This is a genomic window from Enterobacter sp. AN-K1 (assembly GCF_020971765.1).
GTDB classification, from domain to species: Bacteria; Pseudomonadota; Gammaproteobacteria; order Enterobacterales; family Enterobacteriaceae; genus Enterobacter; species Enterobacter hormaechei_C.
This window is the reverse complement of sequence record NZ_CP087390.1, coordinates 4,383,065-4,395,141: the sequence shown is the minus strand read 5'-3', so window position 1 is coordinate 4,395,141 and position 12,077 is coordinate 4,383,065. Positions and strand designations below refer to the sequence as shown.

Below are 12,077 nucleotides of genomic sequence, written 5' to 3'. Positions count from 1 at the left end.
TTTTTTAACTTAAATCAGGTAATTTCGCGGCAGCGTTTTTCTCTATTCCGATAAGCGGCAAGAGATTATCCACCGCAGAGGCGTAATTAATCGCCGCACTCCAGCCATCGTATTCAGCCATTATTTTCGCTGAGGTGGCAGACCAGACATCCTGCTCCACGCTGAGCAGATCGTTAATGCTGCGCTTGCTCAGGGTATATTCATTTTTGTAGACATCGCGGGCGCGCAACGCATTTTCCAGCTGACGCTTCCCGGCTTCCATTCGTCCACGCGCCCCGGTCCAGTCGGCCTGTGCGACGGAGGCTTTTTGCAGGACATCAAAACGGGCCTGATCAACCTGGGACGATGCCATTGCCCTTGCGCCCTCGGCCTGACGGACGCGCGCCGAGACCGCGCCGCCCTGATAAAGCGGTGCGTCAATATTGAGCTGGATCTGATCATCCCAGTACGCGCGATTATCAGACTCATAGCGGGTGCGGCCCCCTTTCAGGCTTAAGGTCGGCCAGTGCTGAGACCTGGCGGTTTCTACGCCGTACTGGGCTGAACGCTCCATGTTCTGCGCGGCCATCACCGTTGGGATCAGTGAATAATCAATCCGATTGAGAGAATCCGGCTCCACGGCCAGACCTCCCGGAACCGGTGAATAGCGTTCAGCCTGTATGCCAGTTAATACCGCCAGCCGCGCGCGGGCGCTGTTCAGAGACGCATTATACTGCTCTACCGTCGCCTGCATCCCGGCGATACGGGTGCGGGTCTGAAGCTCATCAGAGGTGGAGCTTACGCCAGCATCGGCGCGGAGTTTTGCCAGCTGCTCAACGTTTTTAAGCGCCTGCACGTTCTCTTTTGCCGCCTGCAACAGATCGCTGTAGCGTTTTACTTCCACATAGCTGAGGGCCGTTTTTTCCGCGACGGCAGACATCGTGCTCATCAGCTGGTAGCGATAGCTGTCACGCTGAGCTGAAGACTGGCTGATGCTGTTATTGGTCTTGCCAAAATCGTACACCAGCTGCGTCAGGCTCAGGCCCCAGGCTGCGGAATTTCGCAACGAGCCGCTTGAATCGGTGGTCTGGCTGTGACCCGTACTCCCGTTCAGGGCTATTTGTGGCATCCAGCCACTGCGCGCTTCGTCTATTTGTGCCTGGCCGATCCCCAGTTGCGCTGCCTGCTGGCTCACCGAGGGGTCGCGATCGAGAGCGAAAAGAATACTTTCTTTCATCGTCATTGCCGCAACGGGAGATATCCCCGCCTGGCCGTTATTTGCATTAGCCGCAGTCACCACCAGCGAAATTAAGGTCAGGGAGACAGATAATCTGAGCAACCTGTTATTGCATTTCATCTTCATAATATCCCCCGACTCCAGGTGATAGCCAAATAAATACCCAGGAAGAGGTACAAATAATTCTTCAGAAATCCCTCACCTCTTCTCGATTAATTTGGGTAATAGTTCCCCAAGCCCATTTCAATTGAGATGAGAGCCGTTCAATCTCTTTTTTTCTTTTAAGAATTTACTTAAATATTTATTGATTCGCAGCATAACAAAATGTGATATGAGCAACCACACCCGCAATGTTAATGCGGTGTTACAAATAAGAAAAAAGATGGGGTTTTTGGACAAAACGTTATAAAAGGCCTTTCAGATGAAACAAATAAACCCCCTGTAATATAAAGAAAATTCTAAAATGCCCCGGTGTACATTTTTGCGTTAATTTCACCCCGAATCAGACACAAAGATTTTCAAAGAAATGTCAACTTAAGTAATACACCGAATAAAATTGAATTATTTTACTTTAAAAATAAAAACTCATAGATATATGCACTAATTTATAATTACAAATTAGTTAAACATTCTGGTTAGAGCCAATAATCCGGCAGCTTAAGCCAAATTTTCAAGTAAAACATAGCGATAACAACATACCTAAAAGATACATACATGTTTTTGATGACTGATTAATGCGATATCAATAATCACATCATTAAACTGTTTTTGGATAACATCCCGCACCTGTCGCGATTCCCTTTCCTGCAAAATGCTGTAAACTGCGATTTATTGCGACATTTTGCAGGATACTGCCCCATGCATAAAACCGCCAGACAGAAATATGTGCTTGATATCATTACTGAGCAAGGCCAGGCCAGCATTACCGAGCTGGCAGAGCGATTGCAGGTTTCGGCGGACACCATCCGTCGCGATCTGACCGACCTGGAAAAACAGGGACTGGCACAAAAAAACCATGGCGGCGCCATCGCGCTGAATCTCTCGACGATGACCCGAGTAAGCAGGAATAGCTTGCTCCCTGAAATTAAGCAGCGGCTGGGTAAACAGGTTGCGCAATGCGTGCCTGCGGGCTCGACGCTTTTTCTGGACGCCGGAAGCACACTGCTGGCCGTTGCCTCTTTCCTTCAGGGGCCGCTGACCATCATCACCCCTTCTCTTGATATCGCCCAGCAGGTTAGCGATCGGGAAGATATTGACCTGATCCTGCTCGGTGGAAAGTGGGATCAGAAACAACGCCTGTTTGCCGGAAGCGCCACCCTTTCCCTGCTCTCTCGCTACCGGGCGGATATTGCCATCCTTGGCGCATGCGCCATCCATGCCGAACTCGGATTGAGCGCCAGTCAGGAGGCGGATGCCGAAGTGAAGCGTGCCATGCTGGCCGCAAGCCAGGCGCACTGGGTAGTCGCCGACCATCTAAAACTCAACCAGTGCGAACCGTATCTGGTGTCAGGGTTATCCGAGATTCATCAACTGTTTTTAGATCGTCCCTGGGCAGAGCTCGGGGACCATAGCGCCTTGCAGGTTACCGTTGGCGCGCATTAACGTGGAGAAGGTCATGAATAAAGTGAAGACAATGAATATTGCGCTGATCGGGTATGGTTTTGTAGGTAAGACGTTCCATGCCCCGCTGATCCAGTCCGTCGAAGGCCTGAAGCTGGCGGTGGTCTCATCCCGGGATGAAGAGAAAGTGAAACGCGACCTGCCGGACGTCCTCGTTGTCGCCACGCCGGAAGAGGCCATTCAGCATCCGGATATCGACCTGGTGGTTATCGCCTCCCCTAACGCGACCCATGCGCCGCTGGCCACCCTGGCGCTCAATGCCGGCAAGCATGTGGTAGTGGATAAGCCGTTTACGCTGGATATGCAGGAAGCGCGAGATCTGATTGCGCTTGCGCAAGAAAAACAGCGCCTGCTCTCGGTCTTCCATAACCGCCGCTGGGATAGCGATTTTCTCGGCATTAAGCAGGTGATTGAGCAAGGCCGTATCGGTAAGGTGAAACATTTTGAGTCGCATATCGATCGTTTCCGTCCGGAGGTTCGCGTGCGCTGGAGAGAGCAAAACGTGCCCGGCAGCGGCCTGTGGTTCGACTTAGGCCCGCATATGATTGACCAGACGCTACAGCTTTTTGGTCTGCCGCAGTCGGTACAGGGCAACATCGCCACCCTGCGTGACGGCGCGGAGATTAACGACTGGGCGCACGTGGTGCTGAATTATCCGGAACACAAAGTGGTCCTCCATTGCAGCATGCTGGTGGCGGGTGGCGTTGCCCGCTTTACCGTCCACGGCGATAAGGCCAGCGTGGTGAAAGCGCACATCGATCAGCAGGAAGCCCAGCTGCTGGCAGGCGTCGTTCCGGGTAGCGAAAGCTGGGGTGAAGACAGCGACGCTATGGTGCTGTTTAATGCCCAGGGTGAAGCCAGCGCTATCCCTGCGCCAAAAGGCGACCAGCGGCAGTACTATATAAACGTGCGCGATGCCCTGAACGGCAAGATTGACAACCCGGTCCATCCGGTGGAAGCCCTGGCGGTGATGGCGGTGCTGGAAGCGGCGGTAAAATCTTCGGAAACGGGTTCAACTCAGGAACTGGACTTAACGGCGCAGGAGCGCGCGCAACTGCAATAAGCCGCAAAAAAATGCCCTGCGGGTTCGCAGGGCATTATCGGTTACTGACGCTTTTTCGGCATCATGCGCAGCAGCGTGTTGTCCTTCCAGAAGTAGTGATGCATCAGCGCGGCAAAGGCGTGCAAACCAATCACGAAGTACCCCAGATTCGCCAGCGTTACGTGCCACTCCTTTAGGGTATCCACCAGGTCAAAATTCCCCTCCGCCGCATGCGGCATCGTCAGGCCAAACGCAAACCAGTCATTTCCCCGGTTATACATCATCACCATACCGATCAGCGGCAGCGCAATGAACAGCAGGTAGATTACCAGATGCCCGAGATGGGACAGCCCGGTGATCATCGCTTTTGGTTTCGGTTGAATAGGCGGAGCCGGGAATTTGAGGCGGATAAGCAGGCGCGCCACCATCAGCACCAGGATGCTGATCCCGCAGGAAACGTGGATCATATTAATAAGCGGACGATCGGTTCTTGGGAACCACCCTCTGAACTCCATGGCGCAATAGGCCATAATGACTAACAGAAAAACCAGCCAGTGAATGCTGATTTGCAGACCCGTATATTTTGTGCGCATGTTGTTTCCCGATAAAGAATCATTATCGCGCCAACATAACCACCTTTCCTGAAAATGTGAACCCCCTCGCATGGAGGGGGCTCCTGATTACGACTGCAAATAGACCACCTGCGTCTGCAAATACTCATTCAGACCGTGTTTGCCATCCGCCCCGCCGATACCGGATTTACGCCAGCCTGCATGGAAGCCCTGCATCGCTTCAAAGTTTTCACGGTTAATGTAGGTCTCGCCGAACTTCAGACCCTTAATGGCTTTCATGGCGACGTTCAGGTCCTGCGTATAAACAGACGAGGTTAAACCGTAGTCGCTGTCGTTGGCCATGTTCAGCGCCTCTTCCAGGGTGTCGAATGCCACCACTGGCAGCACCGGGCCAAAGGTCTCTTCGTGCATGATGGCCATATCCTGACGTACGTCCAGCAGCAGCGTTGGGGGATAAAAATACCCTTTGCCTTCTGCCGCTTTACCGCCAAGGACCACTTTAGCCCCCTCCTGCACCGCGCGCGCCACCTTCTGCTCCACGCGCTCCAGCGCGGCGGCGTTGATCAGCGGCCCCATGGCAATATCCGTTCGCTCAGCCGGATTGCCAAACTGGACGGCTTTCATTGCCTCGCCCAGACGATTAACAAAGCGGTCGTAGATCCCCTTCTGGACATAGACACGTTCCGCGCAGTTACACACCTGCCCGGTATTGATGACGCGTGAATCCACAATGGCCTTCACGGCCAGCTCGAGGTCAGCATCGTCCATCACGATCGCCGGGGCTTTACCGCCCAGCTCCAGCCCCACTTTGGTGATGTTTTTCGCCGCCGCAGCCATGATCTTTTCACCTGCCCCGACGCTGCCGGTCATGCTGACCATCGCCACTTTCGGGTTCCCGGCCAGCTCCTGTCCGACGGTTTCACCCCGGCCCAGCACAAGGTTAAAGACGCCTTTCGGCAGGCCAATCTCATCGACGATTTTGGCAAACGCAATGGCGTTGTTTGGGGTAAATTCGCTCGGCTTGATAACGATGGTGTTACCGGTGAGCAGCGCGGGAGCGAGCTTACGGGCAATCAGGAAGAAGGGGAAGTTCCACGGCAGAATGCCGGTGGTGACGCCCAGGGCACGCTTAAACACCAGAATATTTTCGCCCGGACGGTCGCTCTGAATGATTTCCCCTTCATAACGGCGCGCCCACTCGGCCATATAGTCGATATAGTCAGCGGTAAAGTTCACTTCCACTTCCGCCAGCTGCTGGATCTTGCCGCCTTCGGCCACAATCAGCGCGCTGATTTCACTGACGCGCTCGCGGATCCCGGCGGAAATTTTGCGTAGCCAGCTGGCGCGTTCAATAGCAGGCAGCGCCTCCCAGCCAGCCTGCGCGCGATCTGCCGCGTCAATGGCCTTGCGGGCGTCCTCGGCGCTGCCATCGGGAATACGGGAAATGACCTCTTCCGTGGCCGGATTGATCACGTCAATCCATGCATCACCCTGCCAGGCAACAAACTGTCCATCAATATACATAGGATGTTGTACGGGTACTGTCATAACCTGCTCCTGTAATCACACTGTTTTTAACAAGTAAACTTAATGTTAAAAACTATAATTACCGGGGCAATTGCCTACTCTATGAGTCTGTTTTTGTGAGATATCTCATAAAAGAAACGGGTCAGCCCGTTTCCAAAATCACAAATCGGCAACACAGGATGCCCGTTTGCGTAAAAGATGGCGCAAACGGGCAGAGCATCACAGCAGGGAACGGCTCACCAGCGCGTCGGTGAGAATGACGTCGTTTCGCAAGATCTGCCACGCGGCGTCCACGTCGGCAGGGATATCGACATGGGCAATGAAATCACGTCCCGCCGGACCGTAGCCGTTGATGTCGTCCCTGAGTCGCGGAAATTCACCCAGCACCAGCGACAAGTAGCGCTCTACCGGCCATAACCCCTCGACCGGGCCGCTAAACACCAGACCGTCGTCGCTGTTTTGCAGCACGGGCGTCAGGCCGGGATGACTCACCCATGCGGGCGATGCGGCCTCGTCGCGGCATACGCGGGCGAACGTAGCCATTGTGCGACGCTGCATTGTCGGGTCCTGCACCACCAGCACCCGGGCGGCGTTCAGTCCGGATTGTTTCATCAACGCCCGGCTGAAGCGGGCGTTTTCGCCACAGTTGGTCGACTGATCCTCAACGTGAAGATGCTCGGCCGGAATGTTCCAGAATTCACGGGCGATGTCGGCCAGAATAGCCGCCTCAGCACGTCCGGTGGTGGGTATCCTGTTATAGCGGGGGTGTTTCGCAATCGCGGCGTAGAGGAAGGTCGTCGAGTGACCGATCCCGCCGCTGATGATCAGAGGAACACCCTGTTCAGCCGCGATTTTACAGGCAGCATCAATCGCGGGGATCACCGCATTACCCGCCAGAATCACCAGATCAACGGGCTGGTTGTCCTGATAGTCGTCCTGAGCAAGCCACGCCCCAACGGTATTCACGGCGTCGAGGGTTGTGCCAGGCAGACAGGGGAAAAGTGCCATTGTCATCGTTACCTCCTTACAGCATACAGAGCCTTCGATTATCCCCCTTTCCTCGCGTCATGCTATGGCATGAATGCTGAAAAAACGGGCCGGGATGTGCTCAAAAAGCACTCACATTTGATTAACATGAGAAAATCGTATTCACTTGAATTATGATTTGCGTCAGCCTTAGAATCATTAGCCCGCTCACAATTCAACTTTTTGAAAGGTAAACCCCGTTATGCGCCTGCCCCAACGCGACCCTTATGCTCCTCGCGAGTGGCAGCCACACGAGAAACCCGCCCTGCTGGGTTCCCCTTCCACCCCGGAACATCCGACGTCGAAACGGATCGCCTATGGCGTGGTCGGCCTGCTGGTGTGTCTGACCGGGGCACTGGGTAACGCGGTCGTCACCGCCAATCTGCAAAATCTGCAAGGCACCTTTGGCGCCTGGTCGACTGAAATCGCCTGGTTGCCTGCCGTCTATGTCATGACCAACGTCTCCATCAACCTGCTGCTGGTAAAGTTTCGCCAGCAGTACGGTTTGCGCGCCTTTACGGAAGGCTTCCTGGTGCTGTATGTGCTGGTCACCTTTTTCCACCTGTTTGTGAACGATCTCAGCTCGGCGCTGATGGTACGGGCGGCTCACGGGATGGTCGCCGCCGCGCTCAGCTCGCTCGGCATTTATTACCAGATACAGGCCTGGCCCGCGAAGCACCGACTGAAGGCGCTGACCATCGGCATAACCGGGTCGTCGCTGGCGATCCCGCTGGCGCGGCTGTTCTCCACCGAGCTGTTACAGCTTGATGAGTGGCGCGGGCTGTACTTCTTCGAGCTGGGTCTGGCCCTGATCTCCCTGGCCTGCGTGATGGCGCTCAAGCTGCCGCCGGGCGATCGACGCAAGGTCTTCGAGAAGAAAGATTTCATCACCTTCTTTTTGCTTGCGCCCGGCATGGCGCTGCTGTGCGCGGTTCTGTCGTTAGGGCGTCTGGACTGGTGGTTTGAAGCGCCGTGGATCGGCTGGGCGCTGGCTCTCTCGCTGGTGCTGATTGTCTCCGCGATCGTGTTTGAACATAACCGCAACAACCCGCTGCTTAATACCCGTTGGCTCTCCAGCGGCAGCATCGTACGCCTGGGGCTGATTATGCTGCTGATCCGCATCGTACTGGCGGAGCAGAACACGGGCGTCATCGGCTGGCTGCAATATGTAGGCTTACAGAATGAACAGATGACCCATCTGGCGTGGGCAATTTTTGCCGGGATCGTCTGCGGTATCGTCACCAGCTGTCTGACGATCAAGCCCACTAAACTGGCCTGGCCGATTATCACCTCGCTGGCGCTGATGATCGTTGCCTCGCTGCTGGACAGCCAGTCCAACAACCTGACCCGGCCGGATCAGCTTATTTTCAGCCAGTTCCTGCTGGGCTTCGGCAGCGCGTTCTTCCTCGCGCCTGCGATGCTGGCCGCCATTGGCGGGGTGATCGCCGATCCGCGCAATCTGGTCAGCTTTTCCGTGATGTTTGGTATGAGTCAGAACCTTGGGGGGCTGCTGGGGTCCGCGATCCTCGGCACCTTCCAGACCTGGCGCGAGAAGTACCATTCCAGCCTGCTGGCTGACCAGCTCACCACCCTTAACCCGCTGGTGAACGAACGGATTCAGCTTTACACCCAGATGTACAAAAGCCTGATTGGCGACAGTTCCCTGCTGGGAACTCAGGCCATAACCCAGCTCCAGACGGTGACGGCGCTTGAGGCAAACATTCTGGCTTACAACGATACTTATCTCCTGACGGCGAGCATTGCCACTGCCACGCTGGTCTGGATTTTATGGCGCTTGCTACGCCTGCGCATCACCGCCCGTATGGCCCTTAAGAACGCCACTGGCAACAAGTAATGACTATTTATCAGGAGAAGTTATGAGTCAGCAGGATGCCGCCAAAGATCAGGCCAACACCCGCAAAAATGTGCGCGTCGTTTCCATCTTCACCGCCGCGGCCATCGGCATTGTCGGGGTACTGGTGATCCTTTATGCCTGGCAGCTGCCCCCGTTTACGCGTCATGCCCAGTTTACCGATAACGCCTACGTGCGCGGCCAGACCACGTTCATCAGTCCGCAGGTAAACGGCTACATTACCGAGGTCCATGTTCAGGATTTCGCGCAGGTTAAAAAAGGCGAGCTGCTGTTGCAGATAGATGACCGCATCTATCGCCAGCGCGTCCATCAGGCCGAAGCGCAGCTGGCAATGAAAATTGCAGCCCTGAATAACAACCTGCAACAGCGCAAAAGCGCGGAAGCGGTGATTGCCAAAAACGAGGCGGCGCTGAAAAACGCCCGTGCCCAAAGTCTGAAAACCCAGGCGGATTTGAAACGCGTGAAAGAGCTGACCGCGGACGGCTCCCTCTCCATTCGCGAGCGCGATTCGGCACTGGCCAGTGCCGCCCAGGGGAGCGCCGATATCGACCAGGCGAAAGCAACGCTTGAGATGTCGCGTCAGGATCTACAAACGGTCATCGTCAATCGCGGTTCGCTGGAAGCGGACGTTGAGAATGCGAAAGCCGCGCTGGAGCTGGCGCAGATCGATCTGCAAAACACCCGCATTGTCGCGCCGCGTGACGGTCAGCTTGGGCAGATTGCAGTGCGTCTGGGGGCGTACGTCACCGCCGGGACGCACCTTACCACGCTGGTCCCGCCGCAGCACTGGGTGATCGCCAATATCAAAGAGACGCAGCTGGCGAATTTACGCGTCGGACAGCCGGTGAAATTTACCGTCGATGCCTTAAACGATAAAGCCTATCAGGGCCGCGTAGAGAGCATATCCCCGGCCACAGGGGTCGAGTTCAGCGCTATCACCCCGGACAACGCCACGGGCAACTTTGTTAAAATCGCCCAGCGCATCCCGGTACGCATTGAGGTACTCGGTGAGCCGGAGGCGTACCGGTTGCTGCGTCCTGGCATGTCGGTGCAGGTGACCATCGACACGCGGGAGGCGAAACAATGACGCTTCGCCCGATAGCCGGCCTGCTGATAATGACTATCCTGGCGGGATGCCAGTCGGTAGACGTTGAGCCCGCCAAATCGTCCCTGCACATACCGGCCCAGTGGCGCGCGACGTCGGGGCCAGCCAGCCCGACAGAGCAGCTCTGGTGGCGAAATTTTCACGACAGCAATCTGAATCGCTATGTGGATCAGGCGCTGAAGAATAACAGCGACGTGCTGATTGCCCGCGAGCGGATTAACGAGTACCAGGCCCGGGTGTACGCCGCTGACGGCAGCCTGTTCCCGTCGCTTGACGCGGGCGTGACCGGGACGCGCGCGCGCTCGCAGTCCGCCGCCACGGGGCTTCCGGTATACGGTACGTTGTACAAAGGCAGCCTGACCGCCAGCTACGACGTGGATATCTGGGGCGTAAACCGCAGCACCTCCCGTGCCGCTGAAGCGTCGCTGGAGGCACAAAAGGCGGCGGCTGCGGCGGCTGATCTTACCGTCGCATCCTCGGTGGCCTCCGGGTACGTCACCCTGCTGTCGCTGGACGAACAGCTGCGCGTTACCCGGTCCACGCTGAAGTCGCGTGAAGAGGCGTTCAACCTCGCCAAACGACAGTTTGAGACGGGATACAGCTCTCGCCTTGAGCTGATGCAATCGGATTCTGAGCTGCGCGCCACCCGCGCCCAGGTTCCACTGCTTCAGCACCAGATTGCGCAGCAGGAAAATGCGCTTAGCCTGCTGCTGGGCAGCAACCCGGGTGACGTTGCGCGCGGTGAAAGCTTTGATGCCCTGACGCCGCTGAAACTGCCCTCCCAGCTGCCGTCGACGCTACTGAACCGACGCCCGGATATCGTCCAGGCTGAACGTCAGCTGATTGCGGCGGACGCGACGCTGGCGGCATCGCGCGCCAGCCTGCTGCCGTCGATCAACCTCACGGCCACGGGATCGGTGCAGGATCGCACGCTGTCGGGATTGCTGGATAACCCGCTACAGCTCTGGAGCGTGGGCGGCAGTATTCTTGCGCCGCTGCTGAACCGTCAGGCGCTGAATGCGCAGGTAGATATCTCTCAGTCCCAGCGGAATCAGGCGCTGTATAGCTACGAAAAAACCGTGCGTAACGCGTTTGCTGAGGTGAATGACAGCCTTGATGCCATCACCCGCTATCAGGAACAGCTTACCGAGCTGCTGGCACAGCAGACGGTCGCGCAGGAGACGCTGCGGATTGCGCAAAACCGCTACCGCAACGGATACTCTTCTTATCTGGATGAGCTCGATGCGCAGCGCACGCTGTTCTCGGTGCAGACCAGCGTGGTACAGGTGAAAAACAACCTGCTGCTGGCGCAAATTGATTTGTATAAAGCGCTGGGCGGCGGCTGGAGCAGTGCCTGAAGACATGCCCGGAGGCGCTGCGCTTACCGGGCCTACATTTCGCACCCGACGATACCCTCCAGGGAGTCAATCTATGCAACAACAGTGGTGTTCAGTAGATACTTACATGATTTCTTCGCTTATTCCTGAGGATGAGGTTCTCCAGAGCGTGCTTGAAAACAACAAACGCGCCGGTTTGCCCGAGCACGATGTTGCCGCTAATCAGGGGCAACTGCTGGCGCTGTTTGTCCGCATGACACAGGCGCGTCGAATACTGGAAATCGGTACGCTGGGTGCGTATAGCTCAATCTGGATGGCGCGCGCCCTGCCGCCGGATGGAAAGCTGATTACGCTTGAAGCGGACCCGAAACATGCCGCTGTTGCACGCCAGAACATTCACCTTGCGGGACTCAGCGATCGTATCGAATTGATTGAAGGCCCGGCGCTAAAGTCGCTCGAGAATTTCGGTGACGTCCCTCCCTTCGACCTGATCTTTATTGATGCCGATAAGCCTAACAACCCCGGTTACCTGGAGTGGTCGCTGCACTACTCCCGCCCCGGCACGGTCATTATCGGTGACAACGTGGTACGTGACGGCGAGGTGATTAACGGGCAAAGCGACGATGCACGCGTGCAGGGAGTACGGAAGTTTATCGAGATGACTGGAGATAACCCGCGCTTAACCGCCACTGCGCTGCAAACGGTGGGCATTAAGGGATGGGATGGGTTTACGCTGGCGATGGTGAACGGGTGAACAAA

Annotated in this window: 10 protein-coding genes; 6 read left to right on the top strand and 4 right to left on the bottom strand. The window is 56.1% G+C overall.

The genetic code is table 11. The annotated features are described in order from the left end of the window. Nucleotides 1–4 precede the first annotated feature (4 nt). Nucleotides 5–1,342 carry a TolC family outer membrane protein gene (locus LOC22_RS20905; RefSeq protein WP_023303703.1) on the bottom strand — a complete coding sequence of 446 codons (1,338 nt, stop codon included), beginning with the start codon at nt 1,340–1,342 and terminating at the stop codon, nt 5–7. Nucleotides 1,343–2,074: 732 nt separating this feature from the next. Between LOC22_RS20905 and LOC22_RS20900 the strand changes: the two genes are divergently transcribed. Both LOC22_RS20900 and LOC22_RS20895 read left to right on the top strand, forming a co-directional pair. Further along, nucleotides 2,075–2,818, top strand: a complete 744-nt coding sequence (locus LOC22_RS20900; protein ID WP_015570569.1) for a DeoR/GlpR family DNA-binding transcription regulator — start codon at nt 2,075–2,077, stop codon at nt 2,816–2,818. Between the two features lie 13 nt (nt 2,819–2,831). Continuing rightward, nucleotides 2,832–3,899 carry an oxidoreductase gene (locus LOC22_RS20895; protein ID WP_032669925.1) on the top strand — a complete coding sequence of 356 codons (1,068 nt, stop codon included), beginning with the start codon at nt 2,832–2,834 and terminating at the stop codon, nt 3,897–3,899. A 41-nt stretch (nt 3,900–3,940) separates the two neighbouring features. On the opposite strand, the gene cybB is transcribed toward LOC22_RS20895, so the two are convergent. The 3 genes from cybB to LOC22_RS20880 form a co-directional block, all read right to left on the bottom strand. Next, a complete protein-coding gene (cybB, locus tag LOC22_RS20890; protein WP_015570570.1) occupies nt 3,941–4,471 on the bottom strand; it encodes a cytochrome b561 in 531 nt (176 codons plus the stop codon). An 87-nt stretch (nt 4,472–4,558) separates the two neighbouring features. Next, on the bottom strand, nt 4,559–5,998 hold the full coding sequence (aldA, locus tag LOC22_RS20885; protein WP_023296575.1) for an aldehyde dehydrogenase: 1,440 nt from the start codon (nt 5,996–5,998) through the stop codon (nt 4,559–4,561). 198 nt (nt 5,999–6,196) lie between these two features. Then, a complete protein-coding gene (locus LOC22_RS20880) occupies nt 6,197–6,991 on the bottom strand; it encodes a YdcF family protein (RefSeq protein ID WP_017384495.1) in 795 nt (264 codons plus the stop codon). 214 nt (nt 6,992–7,205) lie between these two features. On the opposite strand from LOC22_RS20880, the gene LOC22_RS20875 reads away from it, so the two are divergent. From LOC22_RS20875 to LOC22_RS20860, 4 genes are all read left to right on the top strand, one after another. Further along, nucleotides 7,206–8,858, top strand: coding sequence for an MFS transporter (locus LOC22_RS20875; protein ID WP_023303698.1), 1,653 nt, complete (start codon nt 7,206–7,208; stop codon nt 8,856–8,858). Nucleotides 8,859–8,880: 22 nt separating this feature from the next. After that, entirely contained in the window at nt 8,881–9,963 is a 1,083-nt protein-coding gene (locus LOC22_RS20870; RefSeq protein WP_230239176.1) for an HlyD family secretion protein, read from the top strand. After that, the gene (locus tag LOC22_RS20865) at nt 9,960–11,339 is read left to right on the top strand and encodes an efflux transporter outer membrane subunit (protein ID WP_017693459.1); all 1,380 of its coding nucleotides are present in this window, start codon (nt 9,960–9,962) and stop codon (nt 11,337–11,339) included. The genes LOC22_RS20870 and LOC22_RS20865 overlap by 4 nt, the downstream gene beginning before the upstream one ends. 73 nt (nt 11,340–11,412) lie before the next feature. Beyond that, nucleotides 11,413–12,072 carry an O-methyltransferase gene (locus LOC22_RS20860; RefSeq protein WP_017693460.1) on the top strand — a complete coding sequence of 220 codons (660 nt, stop codon included), beginning with the start codon at nt 11,413–11,415 and terminating at the stop codon, nt 12,070–12,072. Nucleotides 12,073–12,077 lie beyond the last annotated feature (5 nt).